This window comes from Rhodococcus globerulus (genome assembly GCF_019334125.1).
In the GTDB taxonomy this organism is placed as follows: Bacteria; Actinomycetota; Actinomycetes; order Mycobacteriales; family Mycobacteriaceae; genus Rhodococcus_F; species Rhodococcus_F globerula.
On record NZ_CP079698.1, the window covers coordinates 6452445 to 6471929 of the forward strand.

The following is a 19485-nucleotide window of genomic DNA, read 5'->3' on the forward strand; positions in this document are numbered from 1 at the left end:
GGGGCAGAAGTTACGTATAGTCGCGAATATGGCGGCAGACGCACCGACGAATCCAGGTCTACTCGTACGCACACCTGACGGAGCATTGCGCGGCACGCGGGTGGGCAAACTCCGTGCGTGGCGAGGCATTCCTTACGCGCGTCCCCCGGTCGGAGCTTTGCGGCTGCAAGCGCCACGACCAGTGCGGCCTTGGCGTGGTGAGCGGAACGCTTCGGTATTCGGCGATGCGTCGGTCCAGAACAAGAAGGGCTTGGCGCTGGCTCCCGGGAAGTATCACCCCAGCAGCGAAGACTGCCTCACACTCAATGTTCTTGCCCCCGAATACCCTAGCCGCGAGCCCCTTCCGGTAATGGTGTTCATCCACGGGGGCGCCAATACCATTGGCACCTCGGCGACGGGCATCTATTCCGGGCGCTCGCTCGTCACCCGCGGCAACATCGTGTACGTATCGATCAATTACCGACTGGGTGCTCTGGGTTTCTTGGACTTCACCGAATTCTCCACTCCTCGGCATCATTTCGACGCCAACCTCGGGCTTCGTGATCAAGTGGCCGCATTGCAATGGGTGCAGCGGAACATTGCAGCATTCGGCGGCGACCCCGATCGAGTGACGGTCTTCGGCGAATCGGCCGGCGGCACTGCCGTCACCACCCTGCTGGCGACGCCGGCGGCCAAAGGATTGTTCGCGGCCGCCATAGCGGAGAGCCCGGCACCGGATCTTGTTGCCAACCAGTCGCTCTCACGTGAATGGGGTCGACGGTTCATCGACATTCTGGGCTCCGACGCCACCCCGGACCAGGCTCTGCGTCTTACGTCGGCTCGTGAATTGGGCCGCGCCGGAGCCCGCCTGGGAGCCGAAGCTCTTGCTGCTACACCAGGGCTCCATCCGTTCGGGCCCAGTGTCGACGGAGATTTTCTTCCCCATCCGCCGGCGGAGGCGTGCAGTCGTGGCCTGGCACATCGGGTTCCGCTGATCATCGGCACCAACAAGCGTGAGGGCACGCTCTTCCCGAAGTTCCTCGACGGGCTCCCGACAACTCCCGCGCGAATCGAGAGGATGTTCGCCCTCACCGATCCCGCAGCCGGAAATCGAATCCTTGCAACATATCCGGGATACCCGAGCACTGACACTGCAATCGACATCGGCGGCGACGTGACTTTCTGGCATCCGTCGGTGGAGTTGGCGCAGGCACACGCGCAGTACGCACCCACGTACGCCTACCGCTTCGACTTTGCGCCACCACTGATGCGATGGGTCGGTCTCGACGCCACTCACGGGTTCGAAATGTTTGCGGTATTCGGTATCGGTGACAGCGCAGTCGGCCGTGGCCTCACAGTTCCTGGTGGCAGGCGAGGCCTCAGCGCCGTCACCGAGGCGATGCAGGGACATTGGCTGCACTTCGCACAGCATGCGGCACCTCGAAGTGACTGGCCGAGTTACGCCGCGCAGCGTCACACGATGATCTTCGACGCGATCTCTCGCGTGGACACCGATCCGCGCGCCGAGCAACGACGCGCCTGGTCCGGATATGCGGGCTACCGCAACTACGCACCGAATCAGGTTTCTTCGTGACCGACAACCTTGACGTAGTACTCGATTCGGGAAAGATCCGGGGCCGCTACCTCGAGACTCGCACTGGTCGACTCCGCACCTGGCGCGGCATTCCCTACGCTGCTCCGCCGATCGGGTCGGCGCGGTTTCTCGCACCGCAACCAGTTGCGGCGTGGGCGGGAACCCGCTCGGCCACCGAGTTCGATTCACCGGCACCACAGCGTAAGAGCACCGAAAACGAGTCGTGTCTGTTCGTAAATGTTCTTGCGCCCGAGTCGGCCAGTGTTACCCCACGTCCCGTGATGGTGTTCATTCACGGCGGCGCGTACAACGGCGGAAATCCGTCGGCGCCGATGTACTGGGGAACGTCGTTGGTGGAACGTGGCGATGTCATCTACGTCTCCGTCCAGTACCGCCTCGGCGCGCTCGGCTACCTCGATTTCAGTGAATTCTCCACTGCGGAGCACTCATTTGACTCGAATATCGGGCTACGCGACCAGATTGCGGCACTCGAATGGGTCCAGCGAAACGCCGCGGCGTTCGGCGGTGACCCCGACAACGTCACAATTTTCGGTGAATCCTCCGGCGCAAATGCCGTCACCACTGTGATGACAACACCGTCTACGCGAGGGTTGTTTGCCCGCGCCATCGCTCAAAGCCCGCCGGCAGCTTCGGCATACGGAAAAGAACGCGCGCACGGGTGGGCACGCGAATTCCTCGACATTGCCGGAGCCCCGACCAAGACACCCGCGGCCTGGCTACGAAATGTACCGGTTCGCCGACTCGTCGAGGTCGGCGACGAACTTGTGCGGCGCGGCGCTGACGAGGAACCTGGTACCCGTGCTTTCGCGCCTGTTGTGGGCGACGACGTCCTCCCCGAACATCCGCTTGACGTCTTTGCCGCCGGAAAATCTCATCCCGTTCCACTGATGCTCGGGTCAAATCTCCACGAGGGCAGAATCTTTCCACGTTTCCTCAACATTCTTCCCACCGATCCTGCCCGCATCGAGAAAATGTTCTCGCACGTTTCGGCCGACGTGAAGGCCCGCGCACTCGCCGCCTATCCGACGTATCCGCACCGCTACGCCGCCGCAGACATCGGCGGCGACATCACATTCTGGGAACCGATGGTCCTGTGCGCACAAGGACATTGCGACGTGGCCCCCACGTACAGCTACCGTTACGATTTTGCGCCGCGCATCCTCACCCTGGTCGGACTGGGCGCCACCCACGCCACAGAACTGTTTGCCGTGTTCGGGCGATCGGACGCCCTCACCGGTGCGCTGACCGCGATCGGTGGGCGTCGGTCCCTGGCGACGGTCACCGAAGCGATGCAAGAACATTGGATCAACTTCGCGAGAACCGGTAGCCCGGGTACCGAGTGGCCCGTGTACACGAGCGCCCAGCGGAGAACCATGATTTTCGACCGCACCTGCCGAGTGGAAAGCGATCCACTCGGCGACCGTCGACGAGCCTGGATCGGATACGAGCACCGACGCTGACCACAGGGCAAGACGTACACACACCAAGAACGAAGGGGTTCCCATGTCCGAACGTTCACGCACCATCGCCGTCACCGGCGCCACTGGCCATATCGGCGGGGAGGTCGCTCGTATCCTCACCGAGTCCGGCATGCCGCTGAGGCTGATCGCGCGTTCGATCAGCCGACTCCCCCAGTTACCCGGTACCGAGAGAGCTGAAGCCACCTTCTCCGATCACGATCGCGCCGCCGCGGCCCTGCACGGCATCGACATCTTGTTCATGGTCTCGGCAGCAGAGAGTGCCGACCGTCTCGATCAGCACCGCACCTTCATCGACGCTGCCGTCTCCGCGGGCGTGCGCCACATCGTCTACACCTCGTACCTCGGCGCAGCGCCGGACGCCACCTTCACATTGGCCCGCGATCACTGGGCCACTGAGCAACATATCCGTTCCACCGCAATGTCTTTCACCTTTATTCGCGACAGCGCTTACCTCGACTTCCTTCCCGCTATGGCCGGCGCTGACGGCGTCATCCGGGGCCCGGCCGGCAATGGCGCGGTCGGCGCGGTTGCTCGGTCGGACATCGCCCGCGTCGCCGCGTCGGTACTGACCGATCCCGATGCGCATGTCGGCCGAACCTACGACCTCACCGGTCAGGAAGCGCTCACCCTCGCCGAAGTGGCAGCGATCATCACCGACGTCACCGGACGTGAGACGGTGTACCACGAAGAAACCGTCGAGGAGGCCTACGCATCCCGCGCGTCGTACAACGCACCGGACTGGGAAGTTGATGCCTGGGTGTCCACCTACACCGCTATCGCAAAAGGAGAACTCGCTGTCATCAGCACTGCGGTGGAAGACATCACCGGACGCCCGCCGTTGACGCTGCGCGAACTCCTCGGCACTGATCTCAACACTGATCTCAACACTGACGAAACCGGTACCGACGCCTGATGCCACCCCGCAAGCGAACTGCCACAACCCGTAAGCCAGCCACCCGAAAGACAGCCACAACTCCGGACGTTCCCACCGCAGGCCCGGGTGAACGCGTCTGGCTCCTCGACGTCCCGTTCCGGACTGCGGCGCCTGGCGCACAGTTCGTGAAGAAATGGAAGAGCTATGCCTGGGTGGGCAGCGAGCTTCCTACCGAACTACTGCCGTTCAAAGCGCTCCCCTTCTCCTACCAACAGTGGGTCGAGGACGACATCAACGGCGGCGCCGGAGAACGTCCGACGTCAGCACCTAAAATACCGAGACCTGTTCAGGTTTCGGGAGCCGCTGCGGTAGTCGACGCCGCCCGCGCCGGCCGCCGCGGTTTCTTGTTGGCCGACAACGCAGGTCTGGGCAAGACACTCATTGCGATCATGGCGGCCAAGACAATCGCCGAAGAACGTGACGAGGCCAGCATCCTTGTCCTCGTCGACCGACCCGCTCAGATCACCATCCCGCATTGGCGGTACTCCATCGCTTCCGTCGGCGACGGCGGATTCCGTTGGCTGATCATGTCTCCCGATCAACTGAAGAAGCTCATTGCCCGCAACGGCCGCCCCAAGTACACATTCGGGGTTGTCATTGCCGACGAAGCCCAGCTGTACAGCAACGACACTCAGCGCACAGCGGCGTTCGAGAAGGTTGCCCGCTTCACCAACAGTCACGATCAGTCGCCATTTGTCCTGTCGGTGACCGCAACGCCTGGTCACACTCCTGCCGATCAGCGTTATCTCGCACCACTTTTCGCGCAGCTACACAACGAGCCGTCGGAGTACTGGTCTGATCTAGGCGCCAGGCTACTCGAATCCGGCCTCCCACTGGATAAGTCGTACGGCAAGTGGACGTGGAGCGCCGAAGCCAAGGAATCACCGACTCTACAGGCGAGCGCTCTGGAAACCGTCCGAGGATGGTTGTCGAACAGTAAGCCTCCGTTGATGATTCATCGCCGAACTCCGTGGGGTCCGGTCCCACTCGACGGTATGCCTATCGACCTCACGCCCTCTCAACGCGCGCAGTACGAGACGGAGTGGGCCGAGTACGCGTACGAAATGGGATTGGCCCGTAAAAGCCGCAACATTGCTCGCGGCCGCGCGCTGGTTCTGCGATACCGGCAGAAGGCCGGCATGATCCGCGCCGAATCCACCGCTCAGTGGGCGCAGGCTCAGGTCAAGGCAGGAAAGCAGGTGCTGGTGGCCGTCGAATTCGTGTCAACAGCGGGCGATCCGCTGGTCGAGATGATCGAAGACTCGGGGATTTCCGTTGCCAAGATTTTTGGCGCGGTCACCGACAAGGAGCACCAACGCCTTCGCTTCCAACGCGGCGAGGCGCCCGTTGTCGTTTTCAACGTCACGACGTCCATCTCACTGCATGCCAACGAGGCATTGCCGGACGGCACCCACGCGTCACCGCTGCCTCGCACCGGGATCTTCCATCAACCCCGGTACTCCGGTATCGCCGCCGAGCAGACTTTTGGTCGATCACACCGCGACTACCAAACGTGCCCGTGGCTCATCCCTTTTGGCGTCGGCACCAAGGAAGAGGATGTTGCAACAACGATGTTGCGTAATCTTCAGTCGGTAACCGGTTTGAAGGGTGGGGACCAGTCGGGCCTTCGCAGTCTCGCCGAACTCCTCGGCGTTGAATGGCTCGAGCCTGATGTCCTTACTGCCGAGCGCTAGACGCACTCGGTGCCGTTGATGCAACCCTTGATGTCCGCCCCGTCCGCGGGGCACCATCGAGACATGACCAAATACCTCATCTCCTTCCCGAGCGAAGCGCTGGTGCTCACCGACGAGGAGTTCCCGATCGTCTCCGTAGAATCCCACGCTGTGATCGAGGAGGCGAAGGCTGCCGGCGTCTATGTATTCGGCGGCGGAATCGACGGGGAAGTCGATCCCGTGCTGGTGGCCGCCGACGGGTCGGTGAGCACCGAGATCTATCCGGGCAGCGAACTCACGGGCGGGTTCACCGTGCTGGAGCTGCCGACGCGCGAGGACGCGGTCGAGTGGGCGAGGAAAATCGCAGTGGCCTGCCGTTGCTCGCAGGAGCTCCGCGAGTTCGGGTACGACCCGGCCAGCTAGGGCCTTCGGCCCTGTGCGCCTTTCTGGTAGTGGGCGCTACCGGAAAGGCGCACAGGGTCATCCAACCGCCGGTCGACCATCCACACCGCTACCGTGGCGACGGAGAATGCCAGGCCGGCGACGCACACGCCGGACCATCCGTACCCCTTCCAGACAACAGATCCCACGGCCGACCCGACGGCAGCGCCGACGAAGTAAGTCGTCATGTAGACGGAATTGACGCGCGACCGCGCTTCCGGGATGAGGGCGTAGATGATGTTCTGGTTGCTGACATGCACTCCTTGCAGCGCAAGATCGGCGAGCAGGAAGGCGATCAGGAACCACACGAGGTGGGTGCCACCTACGGCAAAAGGCAACCAGCACAACAGCAGGACGGCCAAGGCGCCACCGGTGGCAAGTTGGGCCTTGCCACGATCAGCCAACCGCCCGGCGACAGTGGCCATCGACGCTCCCGCCACGCCGAGTAATCCCACCAGGCCGATCTGCGTGTCGTTGTACCCGAATTCGCCGGCCAGGAGAAATGCCATGGTGGTGAAGACCGTGCTGACCGCAGCAAAGGCGAGCCCGCCCATGGCGGCGCGAGTACGCAACCGCGGCAGGGTTTTTGCCAGGCTCCCGAGCGAACGCAGGGTCGCGAGGTAGCTCACCTTCGGCCGTGGGCCGGCGTCCGTGGGCAGGGATCGCCACAGCGCAACAGCCATGACCACCATCAACACCGCTGCCACCTTGTACACCGTCGACCATCCGCCCAGCCCGGAGAGCAGTCCGGCAACGCTGCGTGCCAACAGAATTCCGATCAGCAGGCCACTCATGATCGTGCCGACCACCTGACCGGACCGCTGCGGTTCGGCGAGCGATGCGGCAAACGGAATGAGAACCTGCGCGGCAACCGAAAAGACACCGGCAACAGCGATTCCCACGGCCAGGGTGGCGAAGTTCGGAGCAAATCCACTGACCGCTTGGCCGAGTGCTGCCAGAAGCATCAGACCAACCGTCAGCTTGCGTCGGTCGACCATGTCACCCACCGGCACCAGGAGTACCAAACCGAGCGCGTACGACACCTGGGCGATAGTCACCGTGGCAGCCGCCGTTGACGGCGACACATTCAAATGTTCCGCGATGGAATCGAGAAGCGGCTGGTTGAAGTAGTTGCCACCCGCGCACAGACCCGTTGCTGCCGCCATGAGCAGCACTATCGGTAGTCCAAGCCGTGGACGCGTGTCGTGAGAAATCATTGCTCAAGCATGAACCGCCATCCGATTGCAGTCCAATAGATAGATCTGCAGAATCAATCCTCAAAACAGATAGATTGGTGTCATGGAACTTCGGCACATCCGCTACGCACTCGCTGTTGCGGAGGACAGGCACTTCAGTCGAGCGGCACTTCGACTCCATGTGTCACAGTCGGCGTTGAGCACTCAGATACGGGATCTCGAACGCGAGCTCGGTGTCGAACTCTTCCAAAGAAACAGCCGCAATGTCGGGCTGACCGAGTCGGGCGAAGTGTTCGTCTCCCGAGCCCGAGACGTACTCGGCGCCGTGTCGCGACTGGTCAGCGACGTTTCGGGAAGCAACGTCGAGCAGGTTCGACTCACTGTCGGCGTCATTTCCTCAGCGGGCCGCGTCGACGTCGGACAGGCACTGGCAGCTCTGACGCAGCGCCACCCCGGCATCGATGTGACGGTGCGCCCCTACGGCAGCGAGATAGTGATCGACGGCGTTCGATCGGGGGCTATCGACGTAGGAATTGTCGGCTTGGCGCCTGGGCGACTACCCAAGACGTTCTCGGCCAGCCCGTTGTGGAGCGAGTCGACTGCCGCGTTTGTGCCGGACGGACACCCTTTCAGCACACTGCCGTCCATCCGACTCGACGATCTGCGAGACGTCCCGCTCGTGGACTTCGCGTCGGGCAGCGAGGCCCGGGTCCAAACCGATCAGGCATTTGCGGAATCGCGGGTTCCGCGGGGACGCACGTACGAAGCGAATTCCGTCGACCTCATCTGTTCCCTGACAGTCAACGGCCTGGGCGTCGGCTTGCTGCCGGAGTCGATGAGCGCCGAGCATCCCGAATTGGTCTGTGTGCCGATCGCCGATGCTCCGCACCGGGTGGTCCATGCCATTACCGACCCGGCCCACTCATCGTCACTGGCCCGGGAGTTCGTGACACTCCTCTCCGATCAGTTCACTACTTGAGCAGCCGCGACATTCGCCTGTCTGCCAATGGTTTTCCGCCGGTCTGGCAGGTTGCGCAGTACTGGAAGGATCGCTCGGCAAAAGACACTTCGCGCACCACATCACCACACACGGGGCAGGGCAAACCGGTGCGGGCGTGTACCCGCATTCCCGATCGCTTCTCACCCTTCAGCCGTGCCGCGTCCTGTCCAACCGACCGCTCGACGGCATCGGCCAGCACGGTTCGCATGGCGTCGTACAGCGTTGTTATCTGTTCTGCGGTAAGACGAGACGACGTCGCGAACGGGGAAAGCCGTGCCGTGTGCAGGATTTCGTCGGAGTAGGCATTCCCGACGCCGGCAAGAAGTGACTGGTCGACTATCGCATTCTTGATCCTGGCGGAGGTACCACCAAGTATGTCGGCAAATTCCGCTTCGGTGACGGCCATGGCGTCGGGTCCCAGACGAGCGATCCCCGGCACCTCCAGCGGGTCCGCCACTATCCACACTGCCAGGCGTTTTTTCGTGCCGGCTTCGGTGAGATCGCAAGCAGGAGTGAGCCCCTCCGGCGTGAAGAAATGAACTCGAAGCGCCAACGGACCTTTGCCAGGTTTTGGTGGCGTCGACGACGGATTGTCCTGCCACCGCATCCATCCACCACGCGACAGATGGGTGATGAGCCAGAGCCCATCGCAGTCCAGCCCAAGATGTTTACCGAATCTGGCTGCGCCCGTCACGTCTCGGCCCTGCAATGCAGCAATCGGCGGATCGAAGGTCTTGAGCACGCTCAATGCGGCAATGTCGATGCGGCCGACTACAGCGCCCACTGCGTGTTCGCGAAGAAATCCGGCCAGCGCCTCTACCTCGGGCAGTTCAGGCATGGCATCACCCTAGCGCCGAACACCGACAAACTCACTGCAGATTTCGCAGTACGACGACGGCGTGTTCCTGTCGTGCTTTTGCTGTGTACATCGCTTGATCCGCGCTTCGGAGGAGTGTTCCGTAGACGGCAATCGCACGATCCGGGGATCCGAACGGACCGGCCGCTGCGACAATTCCGACGCTCAACTCGACAACAGGATGCTCGGGACCGGTGACGGTTATGTTTCGCAGGGACTCTGCGAGACTGTCGATTTCCTGATCGTCGCACCGATCCACGAGGACGAACTCGTCACCGCCAATGCGCGCGATCAACGCAGACGGACCGACGGACTGTGTCAGTCTCGCGGCAACCTTCTCGATCACAACATCACCGACATCGTGCCCGTACTCGTCGTTGATCGTCTTGAATCGATTGATATCCACCGCTGCGACAACCAAATTGGTGGAACTCTCGAATGGCCGATGCAACATCAATCCGACCTCGTCGGCCAACCCTCGTCTGTTCAAGAGTCCGCTCAGCGGGTCATGTTGCGCTTTCAAGGCATCGGTTCCGAGAATCGAGAACACGAACTGACACGCAAACGGGATCGCGTAGATGGCCGCGCCGACCAACAGGACCATGGCGATCAACGACGGAACATCGGTGTACTTTTCGATATAGGCGATGCGCGCGACAACTCCGATAACCACGACGGACGCCCACAACAGATGCAGAGTCTGCATGCGCGCGTTGTGGAAGAAAGCGATGTATCCGCCGATCACGGAGAACATCACACTGTGCGCCAATGCTGCTAGCGGATTCGAGTACAGCACCAGCGCTGCGGCAATCCCAATTTCCGAATAAATCACGAACACGTAGGACCAGGATCGCTCCAACCTGCCTCTGGTCGCGAGAATCGCGGCCATCAGCGCCGTCAGGACGATGATCACGAGGTTGGCGGTGCGCTCCCCGTGAGTAGTGGGACCCGCAGGACTGAATCTGGTCAAGAACATCACGACGATTACCAGAAGCAACGAGCTGACAACCAATGTTCTCGATGCGCCGGTCAGCCCTTTGTCTGCGAGATAACGTGTGAAGGACTCGAATTGGTCAGGGCGTCGATACCAGTCGACGAGCAGAGGCGCGACTCGATGCAACGCGGCAGACGAAAACGGCCGTTCGGTAGCTTTGCTACTCGAATGTCCGTCATCGACCGCTGCACCCACCCGAACAGGATAAGCCTGCACGACCTTCCGCTATCCGACAATCATCACAATTGCGTGTGGGTGACGATGACCCGGTCACCCCCGGACGCCTTTGCCTGATACATCGCAGCGTCAGCGAGTCGGAACAATCCCGCGAGTTCCACTTCCGAGACATAGCTGGACGTCGAAGTCGACGGAATTGCGATTCCGATGCTGGTCGTGACCACCGGAACGTTGTCGGGCAACCGCATGTGCCGACGCAGATTCTCCTCGAGTTCGAGTTCGGCGCGCTTGCCGATCATGTCGACCAACACGAACTCGTCACCGCCGAATCTCGAGAACAGAGCGTGATTACTTCCACATCGACGTAGCCTCACCGCGAACTCGCGAAGGACAATATCGCCCTGTTCGTGTCCGTACGAATCGTTGACAGTCTTGAAATTGTCGACATCGACGATCACCACGACACAAGACAATCCGCGGGAGTTCGCTTCGGTGACCCCCCATTCTTCGACCGACCGCTGTAGTCCGCGCCGGTTCAGCAGGCCGGTCAGCGGATCCACATCCGAACTCTCGGCGTCCGAACCCAGGATCGACAGCACGAACTGGCAGGCAAATGGAATGACCACGATGCTCGTGGCGACAACCAACGACAACGCGATCGCCAACGCCGGATCCTCGTAAACGGCCACCTGACGAGCGACAAGCACCAGAACCACGCCGGACAGAACCATGTGCGCGGCCTGTAGTCGCGCATTGTGAAAATACGCGATATAGCCGCCAACCAAAACGAAGACGATGCATTGGATCAAACCGATAAACGGATCGCGGTTCAGAAATACACCGATCACTACGCCGAGCTCCGCGTACGCGACAAACAGGTACGACCACTTGCGGGTCAGTGCCGGCAGAAGACTGAACAGCACAATCATAACGACGGTCCCGGCGATGATCCCCGCGTTGATGACACTCGTGGCGCGGTTATGGACGCCCGCTTCGCTGAAACGCAGCAACAACATGGCAACCGCCACCGACACACACGACGCGATCACGATCAGGCGCACCGCCACCTCCAACCCCTTGGACGCGAGGTATCGGGTGAAACTGTCGAACTGATCCGGCCGTCGAAACCACTGCACCAGAAGAGCGATTGCCGACCGCAGTGCTGACTGATCGCGTTCGCGCGGGGCAGGCAGGATCTCATGTGACCGATCCGCCCCGAACGATGTCATGGGCAAATCATAGGGTGCCGGTCCGCCGACAGTTGCACTTCACCTGGGTAAATACTTATCGCCTGCAGCGCGGCGGTCTAGCGACGAACGAGATACGTATCCATGATCCAGCCGTGCTTCTCACGCAATTCCGCCCGCACACGCACGATGTCGTCTTCTACCTCACGCAGGTTCCCGGCGATCAACACTTCGTCCGGTGTGCCCAGGTACGCGCCCCACCAGATTTCCACGTCATCCCCGGCAACCTCGGTAAACGTGCAGTGCGCGTCAAGCATCACGACGGCGTTGTCGATGCCGTCCGGCAATCCTTCGGCGAGCTTGCGCCCAGTGGTGATGTGTATCGATTCGCCGATGCGGTTGAGCACGATGCGGTGCTGCGCCGCCAAAGACTGCACACTCGTGACACCGGGAATTACCGTGTAGTCGAATGTGACGTTGCCGCGCGCGAGCACCCGTTCGACGATGCGCAAGGTGCTGTCGTAGAGCGACGGGTCACCCCACACCAATATCGCGCCGACTCCGGCTTCGGCCGCAAACTCTTCCTCGAAGATGGACGCTCGACGGTCATGCCAGTCGTCGACAACACCTTCGTAGTCCGAAGGTGTCCGATCTCTCGGGGGATCGGTTATCTCGACGACGCGGTATTCACCGGTCACATGTTCTTCGAGAATCCCGGTTCTCAAGTCGACGAGATCCTGCTTCTCACTCCCCTTACCGATCACAAAGAACGTATCGGCCCTGTTCATGGCCTTGACAGCTTGGATCGTCACTTGGTCGGGGTCACCGGCGCCGACGCCGATCACGAGGAGTTCACGCATTGAACGAGGCTATCGTGCGTGCCCTAGACTGTGTCCCGTGACTGTCTCCACCGCATATGAAGACCTGTTGAAGCTCGTGATGGAGACCGGCACCCCCAAAGCCGATCGCACCGGCACCGGCACTCGCAGCATCTTCGGTCACCAGATGCGATTCGATCTTGCCGACGGTTTCCCCCTGGTCACCACCAAGAAGGTGCACCTCAAGTCGATTGTCAACGAACTGTTGTGGTTCTTGCGCGGCGACTCCAACGTGGCGTGGCTACATGAACATGGCGTCTCCATCTGGGACGAGTGGGCCGACGAGAACGGTGAACTGGGCCCGGTCTACGGCGTTCAGTGGCGCAGTTGGCCCACCCCGTCGGGTGAGCACATCGACCAGATCACGCAAACTCTCGAAACCTTGCGATCCAACCCTGATTCGCGTCGGATCATCGTCTCCGCGTGGAACGTCGCCGACATTCCGCAGATGGCGCTCGCACCGTGCCACGCGTTTTTCCAGTTCTACGTCGCCGACGGCAAACTCTCGTGCCAGTTGTATCAGCGCAGTGCCGACATGTTCCTGGGTGTTCCCTTCAACATCGCCAGTTACGCCCTGCTCACACACATGATGGCGCAGCAGGCCGGTCTCGACGTCGGCGAATTCATCTGGACCGGCGGCGACTGCCATATCTACGACAACCACGTCGATCAGGTCACCGAACAACTCAGCCGGACCCCGCTCGACCTTCCGATTCTGAAACTGAACAAGCGCGATTCCATCTTCGATTACACCTTCGAGGATGTCGAAATAGTCGGTTACCAGCACCATCCTGCTATCAAGGCTCCGGTCGCGGTCTGATCATGAATGATCGCGCAGTCACCCTCATCTGGGCTCAGGCGAACAATGGTGTCATCGGTGCAGGCAACACGATTCCGTGGCGACTGCCGGAGGACATGGCCTACTTCAAGCGAGTCACCATGGGGCATCCGGTGATCATGGGCCGGTTGACCTGGGATTCCATTCCACCCAAGTTCCGGCCGTTCAGTGGGCGCCGCAATATCGTTGTCACCCGCGATTCGGAGTGGGCAGCGGACGGAGCCGAAGCCGCACACAGCCTCGACGAGGCGTTGGCATTGCCTGACGGCGACCTCTTTGTTGTCGGCGGAGGGCAAATATATTCGGCTGCACTGCCATTCGCGACGCGTCTCTTGGTGACCGAGATCGATCTCGATATCACCGGCGAAGCCGTTGCTCCCGAGATCGGCCCCGATTGGAACCTCACGTCCGACGAGCCCTGGCACACGTCGGAGAAGACCGGGTTGCGCTTCCGCTGGCTCGAATACACTCGCTGACCACTTCCGCCAATAACGAGGCACCTCACCAGCCTGTCGGTCATACTCGAGAAACCGAGATGATCGCGCTACCCGAGAGGTCTTCGATGGACAAGAAGTCACTGACAGCCCTCGCCCGTCAACAATTGAAACTGGCTGCGTCGGCAACCAGCGGTCGTAGTTCACAAACCGTCTATGGTGGCCACCAACGCAGCCTGCGACAGACCGTGATCGCGCTGAGCGCCGGCAAGAGCCTCGCAGAACACGACAGTCCCGGCGAAGCAACGCTGTTGGTCCTGAGTGGAAAACTCAACCTCGTGTGCGGTAGCGACGAATGGAAAGGGTCGACTGGCGATTTCCTCACCATTCCGGCCCACCGGCACAGTGTCGAAGCGCTCGAAGACGTTGCTTTTCTGCTGACAGTCGCCATGAAGGGCTGACGGACGGTTGATCCCGGTAGCGTGTTCCCCGTGAACGAAACGGTGATCGAGGTGTCCATCGCAGCAGCGCCGTCCGTGCTGTGGCCGGCGCTGCGCGATCCTTCGCTGATTCGGCGCTGGTTCGGGTGGGACTACGACGGACTCGACGACGAAATCACTCAGATCTACGGCACCGCGGTCGCAGACCCTGACGCACACACCCTCGAACTGGGTAACGGTGATCGCTTCGCCTTGATCGACCAGGGCGGCAGAACCATTGTCCGGATGACGCGTCCGCCGCAGGTACCCGACGACGAATGGTACGAGGACATCACGGAGGGCTGGACCACATTTCTGCACTTCTTGAAGTTCGGCGTCGAACATCACGGATTGGCCGAGCGCAGAACAATTTACCTCGACGGCCCACTGATTCCGGGTGAATCCGCAGCCTCGATCCTCGGACTCGGGCACCTTCCTGTGGAAGCCGGCGGGCGTTACACCGCCACGCTTGCTCCCGGCGATTACGCCGACGGCATTGTCGACTTCGTCAGCGCGCTGCAAACAGGAGTGACAATCGAAGACCTTGGTCCCGGACTGTTGGTGGTCGCGGCAAAGCCGACGGTTCCGTACCGCGCCCAGCAGGAACTCCAGATCATTCTGGCCACTTACGATCTCAGCGCGGACGAGTTCGACGAGATCGAACATCACTGGAAGCAGTGGTGGGACGGCCGATCTCGCCAAGAGTGACCACACTGGGAGCGATATGCTTCGAGCATGATCGACTCTTCGGGCAACCCGACACGCAATTTCGCCGAAGTACTCGAGCGTCTGGCCGACTCCAAGGCTGACATCCCGACGCTCCACCGACTTCTCGAAGCAGTGCTTGTTGTCGGTTCCGGGCTTGATCTCGATCTCACGCTGCAGCGCATCATTATTGCGGCAACCACTGTATTGGATTGCAACTACGGGGCATTGGGCGTGCGGGCACCGGGCGGTGGGCTGGCCGAATTCGTGTACGAGGGCATCGACGAGCCGCTGCGGCAGACGATGGGACACTTCCCAGAAGGCCACGGCGTACTCGGCGTCCTCATGAACGATCCCAAGACTCTGCGTGTTCCACATCTGGGCGCCCACCCCGCGTCTGTCGGGTTTCCCGCCAATCATCCGCCGATGGACAGCTTCCTGGGTGCGCCGATCATGATGCGCGGTGAGGTTTTCGGCAGCATCTATCTCACCGAGAAACGTGGTGCGGCAGAGTTCACCGAGGAGGACGAGGTCATCCTCGAAGCACTTGCCATCGCCGCAGGTATCGCAGCCGAGAACGTCAGGCTGTTCGAGCAGTCTCGGACCCGCGAAAGATGGCTCACCGCAATGTCTGCCATCCGGTCACGATTGCTGGCGGGCGATTCGCTCGACGACAGTCTGCAACTGCTCGCCACCCGTGTGCGCGAGTTGACCGGCATCGACGATGTCATCGTGCTGATCTGCGAGAACGGCTACGCGCAGGTACACACCGCGGTCAGCGCCCGGCCGACGTCGCGGGGAGTCCGAGTCCCGGCGAGCCTCTATCCATTCGACGTCATTCGGCAGACTCGACGATTGCACGTATTCACCGAATTGGGCTCTCTGCTCGACTTGGTCCCGACAGCGGGTAGCGCGGTGCTGGCCCCGATGACGGTTGCATCCGGCGTGGTGGGCGCATTACTGCTCACGTCGGATTCCGCCAACACTCACTGGGATTCGGACGAACTCACCCGGATCGAGTCGATGGCCGAATTAGGCTCTGTAGCTATCGAATTCGACGAGAAACAACGTGGACAGCGTCTCCTGTCGGTTCTGGCAGATCGCGACCGCATTGCGCGTGACCTGCATGACAACGTCATTCAGCGTCTGTTTGCCAGCGGCATGAGCCTGCAGAGCACCTTGCCCGATTCCGATCTTCCCGACTCCGCGCGTGCCATCGTCACCCGGTCGCTGGAGCAGTTGGACCAAACCGTCCGCGAAATCCGCACCACCATCTTCGATCTCCAGACACCCGCCACCGCGGACTCGACCAGCCTGCGCCGACGCCTCCTCGACGTAATCGGTGACGCCACAGCACAATCAGCAGTCACCCCGAGCGTTCAGTTCTCCGGAGCGATCGACACACTCGTGAAAGCCGGAATCCACCCCCATGCCGAAGCCGTGCTTCGTGAGGGTTTGAGCAACGTTCTGCGACATGCCCAGGCAGACACGATCACCATCTCCGTGACCGCCGACCTCGAATTTGCCATCACCATCGACGACGACGGCAAAGGTATCCCCGTCGGCGTCCACAAGAGCGGCTTGCACAATCTCGAGCGCCGCGCTGAACATTGTGGTGGCACATGCACAATCGGCAACCGCAGCCCGAACGGCACCCGCCTGGTGTGGCGGGTACCGCTGAGGCGGCGGAAGCCCTGAACTACTTGTTGCGCAGCTCGGTTGCCAGCACGGCAGCCTGAGTCCTGCGCTGCATACCCAGCTTCGAGAGCAAACGGGTCACGTAGTTCTTGACCGTCTTCTCGGCGAGGAACAGCCTCGCGCCGATCTCTCGATTGGTCAGGCCCTCACCGATGAGGTCGAATACCGCGCGTTCCTGATCGGAGAGTTCCGCCAGCGGATCTGCGGTGCGTTCGCTGCGGATTCGCGCCATCAACGCTTCGGTGGCGCGGCTGTCGAGCAGCGATCCACCCAAGCCGACGGTGCGTACCGCCGCAACAAGATCCGTGCCCAGAATCTGCTTCAGCACAAAGCCGGACGCGCCCGCCATGATGGCGTCGAGCAGCGCTTCGTCGTCCGCATACGAGGTCAACATCAGGCACCGCAGGTTCGGCAGCATCGAGCGAAGGTCGCGACACAATTCAACGCCGTTGCCGTCGGCCAGTCGCACGTCCAGAACCGCGACATCGACATTGCTCTTGGGGATAACGGCCATCGCCTCCCCTACCGACGACGCTTCCCCGACCACCTCGAAATCCTCGACGCCGCCGAGCAGATCGAACAGTCCGCGTCGGACGATCTCGTGATCGTCGACCAGGAACACGCGCGTAGTCATCTAAGCCTCTTTCAAGAATCTATTGCCGATCGAAACAACTGTGGTGTCAGTTGACGAGTGTCAGTTCCAGCCGTGTCAGTTCTTGCTGTGGCGCACGATCAACACGGGGCAATCTGCGGTGTGCAGAAGTGCGCGACTCGTCGAGCCCAGAAGCATTCCGGTGAAGCCACCACGTCCGCGGCTACCGACCACCACCAACTGCGCAGTCTCGGCATACTCGCTCAAAACCCGCACCGGGCGATCGCGCGCGACTACACGCTCGACCACAACGTCTGGGTATCGCTCGGTGAATCCGGCCAACTGCTCTGCCAGAACTACTTCTTCGCCGGTCTGGATGCTGCTCCACAACGGGTCGTCCGGAGTGGCGCCCAGTGAAGGCTGCACACTCACGTCGCTCCACACGTTGACGGCGATCAGCGTGGCGCCGCGCGCCGACGCCTGCTCGAATGCGTGCTCGATGGCCTCGATGCTGTTTTCGGAGCCGTCGACACCGACAACAACCGGTCCCTGAGTGGGCGGCTGACCGTCCAGTGTCCGCCCGCGCACGACTGCCACGGGCGATTCACCGTGCGAGACAATCGATACCGTCACCGAACCGACGACAAGTCCGGTGAATTCGCCGTGCCCACGCGGACCTACGGCAACCATGTATGCGCGTTTGGACAATTCGATCAATGAATCGGAGACACTGCCGTCGAGTTGTTCGGTGACTACTTCGAGATCACCGTCGACACTCTGGTGGGCCAGGATCTTGGCGCTGTCGAGTCTGGCACGAGCAGTGCGTCGCAGTTCGTCCTTGAAACTCTCGGCCAGATACGGCTCGGAATAATAGAAGGCCGGAATGTGCACCACCGTTGCAATATGCAGCGGACGCCCCAACACAGCGGCGGTGCGTGCGGCCCACACAACGGCCGACGACGCCGCCTCGGAACCGTCCACAGCTACGACAACCGGTTGGATTGCACTCATTTTCGTCCCTTCAGGATCGACTACAGAACTCTATCTGCCTCCACACTATTGCTCCCACACTATTGCCCAAGTGCGATAAATACGTTTTATCCGCTACGGCAGGTCCCGAATCGGACATCTGCTGTGCGCCTTTATTGACCGCGGGGGGTTAATAAAGGCGCACAGCGGTTAATCACAAATGTTCCGGAACTTCTCGATCAGGCCGACACGTCCGGCGCGATCAGCCGCCAGCGGGGTGACGTTAAGGGTGGTGACGCCGGATTCTGCAAATGCGGCGACGCGTTCACGGACGTAGCTTTCGGGACCGATGAGCGAGACTGCACGGACGAGGTCGTCCGGCACTGCTGCCGCGGCTTCTTCTTTCTTGCCTGCAAGGTAGAGATCTTGGATCTTCTCGGCAGCTTCGGCGTAGCCGTAGCGGACGGCAAGATCGTTGTAGAAGTTCTTTCCCTTGGCTCCCATGCCGCCGATGTAGAGGGCGATGCTGGGACGGACCCAGTCCAGCATGTGGTCGACGTCGTCACCGATGGCCAGCGCCGGGGACGCGTACACCTGCAGTTCGCCGAGGCTGGGGTCGCGCTTCGCCTTGCCCTTGGCGAGGGGCTCTCCCCAGACGCTTGCTGCTTTCTCGGGGTGGTAGAAAATCGGCTCCCACCCTTCCGCGATCTCGGCGGTGAGTTCGACGTTCTTCGGGCCGAGGGAAGCGATGAGGATCGGGATGCGCTCGCGAACGGGATGGTTGATGAGCTTGAGCGGCTTGCCCAGGCCGGTGCCCTTCTCGGCGGGCAGCGGCACCTGGTAGTACTTGCCCTGGTACTCGACCTTTTCCCGACGCCATACCTGGCGGCAGATTTCGACGACCTCGCGAGTACGGCCGAGAGGGGCGTCGTACTTGACGCCGTGGAAACCTTCGATCACCTGTGGGCCGGACGCGCCAAGGCCCATGACAAATCGTCCGTTGGAGACGAAGTCGAGGCCGGCGGCAGTCATCGCGGTAAGCGACGGCGTGCGGGTGTAGATCTGGAAGATGCCGGAGGCAAGTTCGATGGTTGTCGTCTTCGCGGCCAGGTATCCGAGTTGGCTGACCGCGTCGAACGAGTAGGCCTCCGGGACAAACGCAATGTCCAGACCGGCCTTTTCGAGGTCACCGACTTCTTCGACAGTCTCGGCGAATCCGCCGCTGTAGTTCAAACCCATTCCGATGCGCACGTTCTAACCCCAATCCTCACGATTGCCATGTGTGCGCCAGGCACACCTCCCCCTGAACACTACGGAACATGAGGCCGTATTCATGTGACTGCCCCGTTCATATTCAGT

The 19485-nt window shown here is 61.3% G+C and carries 19 protein-coding genes; 11 read left to right on the plus strand and 8 right to left on the minus strand.

What is annotated here, in order from left to right; translation table 11 throughout:
* Nucleotides 1-28 precede the first annotated feature (28 nt).
* The 5 genes from KYT97_RS29410 to KYT97_RS29430 all read left to right on the plus strand — a co-directional run bounded on the left by KYT97_RS29410 (nt 29) and on the right by KYT97_RS29430 (nt 6105).
* Entirely contained in the window at nt 29-1573 is a 1545-nt protein-coding gene (locus tag KYT97_RS29410) for a carboxylesterase/lipase family protein (RefSeq protein ID WP_219111450.1), read from the plus strand.
* Nucleotides 1570-3054 (plus strand): carboxylesterase/lipase family protein, encoded by a 1485-nt coding sequence (locus KYT97_RS29415; RefSeq protein WP_092806750.1) that lies wholly within the window; start codon nt 1570-1572, stop codon nt 3052-3054. The genes KYT97_RS29410 and KYT97_RS29415 overlap by 4 nt, the downstream gene beginning before the upstream one ends.
* Before the next feature lie 43 nt (nt 3055-3097).
* Entirely contained in the window at nt 3098-3988 is an 891-nt protein-coding gene (locus tag KYT97_RS29420) for an SDR family oxidoreductase (protein ID WP_219111451.1), read from the plus strand.
* Nucleotides 3988-5703 (plus strand): DEAD/DEAH box helicase family protein, encoded by a 1716-nt coding sequence (locus tag KYT97_RS29425; RefSeq protein WP_219111452.1) that lies wholly within the window; start codon nt 3988-3990, stop codon nt 5701-5703. The genes KYT97_RS29420 and KYT97_RS29425 overlap by 1 nt, the downstream gene beginning before the upstream one ends.
* A 63-nt stretch (nt 5704-5766) precedes the next feature.
* Nucleotides 5767-6105 carry a YciI family protein gene (locus tag KYT97_RS29430; RefSeq protein ID WP_219111453.1) on the plus strand — a complete coding sequence of 113 codons (339 nt, stop codon included), beginning with the start codon at nt 5767-5769 and terminating at the stop codon, nt 6103-6105.
* Here the strand turns inward: KYT97_RS29430 and KYT97_RS29435 are convergent.
* A complete protein-coding gene (locus tag KYT97_RS29435) occupies nt 6102-7340 on the minus strand; it encodes an MFS transporter (protein WP_219111454.1) in 1239 nt (412 codons plus the stop codon). The two genes, KYT97_RS29430 and KYT97_RS29435, sit on opposite strands and share 4 nt — an antisense overlap.
* A gap of 82 nt (nt 7341-7422) precedes the next feature.
* Here KYT97_RS29435 and KYT97_RS29440 point away from each other — a divergent pair, with 82 nt between their 5' ends.
* Complete coding sequence (locus KYT97_RS29440) at nt 7423-8298, plus strand: LysR family transcriptional regulator (protein ID WP_219111455.1); 876 nt, start codon at nt 7423-7425, stop codon at nt 8296-8298.
* On the opposite strand, the gene KYT97_RS29445 is transcribed toward KYT97_RS29440, so the two are convergent.
* From KYT97_RS29445 to cobF, 4 genes are all read right to left on the minus strand, one after another.
* The gene (locus KYT97_RS29445; protein WP_092806738.1) at nt 8291-9157 is read right to left on the minus strand and encodes an Fpg/Nei family DNA glycosylase; all 867 of its coding nucleotides are present in this window, start codon (nt 9155-9157) and stop codon (nt 8291-8293) included. The two genes, KYT97_RS29440 and KYT97_RS29445, sit on opposite strands and share 8 nt — an antisense overlap.
* Before the next feature lie 31 nt (nt 9158-9188).
* Nucleotides 9189-10364, minus strand: coding sequence for a GGDEF domain-containing protein (locus KYT97_RS29450; protein WP_219111456.1), 1176 nt, complete (start codon nt 10362-10364; stop codon nt 9189-9191).
* 44 nt (nt 10365-10408) lie between these two features.
* A complete protein-coding gene (locus KYT97_RS29455) occupies nt 10409-11575 on the minus strand; it encodes a GGDEF domain-containing protein (RefSeq protein ID WP_092806734.1) in 1167 nt (388 codons plus the stop codon).
* 77 nt (nt 11576-11652) lie between these two features.
* Nucleotides 11653-12393, minus strand: coding sequence for a precorrin-6A synthase (deacetylating) (cobF, locus tag KYT97_RS29460; RefSeq protein ID WP_045069166.1), 741 nt, complete (start codon nt 12391-12393; stop codon nt 11653-11655).
* A gap of 37 nt (nt 12394-12430) precedes the next feature.
* On the opposite strand from cobF, the gene KYT97_RS29465 reads away from it, so the two are divergent.
* From KYT97_RS29465 to KYT97_RS29485, 5 genes are all read left to right on the plus strand, one after another.
* A complete protein-coding gene (locus KYT97_RS29465; protein WP_045069164.1) occupies nt 12431-13231 on the plus strand; it encodes a thymidylate synthase in 801 nt (266 codons plus the stop codon).
* Between the two features lie 2 nt (nt 13232-13233).
* The gene (locus KYT97_RS29470) at nt 13234-13725 is read left to right on the plus strand and encodes a dihydrofolate reductase (protein WP_045069161.1); all 492 of its coding nucleotides are present in this window, start codon (nt 13234-13236) and stop codon (nt 13723-13725) included.
* 86 nt (nt 13726-13811) lie between these two features.
* Nucleotides 13812-14144 (plus strand): cupin domain-containing protein, encoded by a 333-nt coding sequence (locus tag KYT97_RS29475; RefSeq protein ID WP_033234188.1) that lies wholly within the window; start codon nt 13812-13814, stop codon nt 14142-14144.
* 30 nt (nt 14145-14174) lie between these two features.
* Entirely contained in the window at nt 14175-14870 is a 696-nt protein-coding gene (locus KYT97_RS29480) for an SRPBCC family protein (protein WP_095888418.1), read from the plus strand.
* A gap of 27 nt (nt 14871-14897) precedes the next feature.
* Nucleotides 14898-16565, plus strand: a complete 1668-nt coding sequence (locus KYT97_RS29485; RefSeq protein ID WP_116102154.1) for a sensor histidine kinase — start codon at nt 14898-14900, stop codon at nt 16563-16565.
* A 1-nt stretch (nt 16566) separates the two neighbouring features.
* Here KYT97_RS29485 and KYT97_RS29490 read toward each other — a convergent pair whose 3' ends face one another.
* The 3 genes from KYT97_RS29490 to KYT97_RS29500 form a co-directional block, all read right to left on the minus strand.
* Complete coding sequence (locus KYT97_RS29490; protein WP_033234187.1) at nt 16567-17199, minus strand: response regulator; 633 nt, start codon at nt 17197-17199, stop codon at nt 16567-16569.
* A gap of 75 nt (nt 17200-17274) precedes the next feature.
* Nucleotides 17275-18168, minus strand: a complete 894-nt coding sequence (locus tag KYT97_RS29495) for a universal stress protein (protein WP_033234186.1) — start codon at nt 18166-18168, stop codon at nt 17275-17277.
* A gap of 168 nt (nt 18169-18336) precedes the next feature.
* Nucleotides 18337-19377: an LLM class F420-dependent oxidoreductase gene (locus KYT97_RS29500; protein ID WP_033234185.1), complete on the minus strand. Its 1041-nt coding sequence runs from the start codon at nt 19375-19377 to the stop codon at nt 18337-18339.
* Between the last annotated feature and the right edge of the window lie 108 nt (nt 19378-19485).

Bases quoted from the DNA above. Each gene is read 5' to 3' on its own strand.
- cobF (WP_045069166.1), bottom strand. From the start codon at position 12,393: ATGCGTGAACTCCTCGTGATCGGCGTCGGCGCCGGTGACCCCGACCAA.
- KYT97_RS29435 (WP_219111454.1), bottom strand. From the start codon at position 7,340: ATGATTTCTCACGACACGCGTCCACGGCTTGGACTACCGATAGTGCTG.
- KYT97_RS29485 (WP_116102154.1), top strand. From the start codon at position 14,898: ATGATCGACTCTTCGGGCAACCCGACACGCAATTTCGCCGAAGTACTC.
- KYT97_RS29445 (WP_092806738.1), bottom strand. From the start codon at position 9,157: ATGCCTGAACTGCCCGAGGTAGAGGCGCTGGCCGGATTTCTTCGCGAA.
- KYT97_RS29455 (WP_092806734.1), bottom strand. From the start codon at position 11,575: ATGACATCGTTCGGGGCGGATCGGTCACATGAGATCCTGCCTGCCCCG.
- KYT97_RS29430 (WP_219111453.1), top strand. From the start codon at position 5,767: ATGACCAAATACCTCATCTCCTTCCCGAGCGAAGCGCTGGTGCTCACC.
- KYT97_RS29475 (WP_033234188.1), top strand. From the start codon at position 13,812: ATGGACAAGAAGTCACTGACAGCCCTCGCCCGTCAACAATTGAAACTG.
- KYT97_RS29470 (WP_045069161.1), top strand. From the start codon at position 13,234: ATGAATGATCGCGCAGTCACCCTCATCTGGGCTCAGGCGAACAATGGT.
- KYT97_RS29425 (WP_219111452.1), top strand. From the start codon at position 3,988: ATGCCACCCCGCAAGCGAACTGCCACAACCCGTAAGCCAGCCACCCGA.
- KYT97_RS29410 (WP_219111450.1), top strand. From the start codon at position 29: ATGGCGGCAGACGCACCGACGAATCCAGGTCTACTCGTACGCACACCT.
- KYT97_RS29495 (WP_033234186.1), bottom strand. From the start codon at position 18,168: ATGAGTGCAATCCAACCGGTTGTCGTAGCTGTGGACGGTTCCGAGGCG.
- KYT97_RS29490 (WP_033234187.1), bottom strand. From the start codon at position 17,199: ATGACTACGCGCGTGTTCCTGGTCGACGATCACGAGATCGTCCGACGC.
- KYT97_RS29440 (WP_219111455.1), top strand. From the start codon at position 7,423: ATGGAACTTCGGCACATCCGCTACGCACTCGCTGTTGCGGAGGACAGG.
- KYT97_RS29420 (WP_219111451.1), top strand. From the start codon at position 3,098: ATGTCCGAACGTTCACGCACCATCGCCGTCACCGGCGCCACTGGCCAT.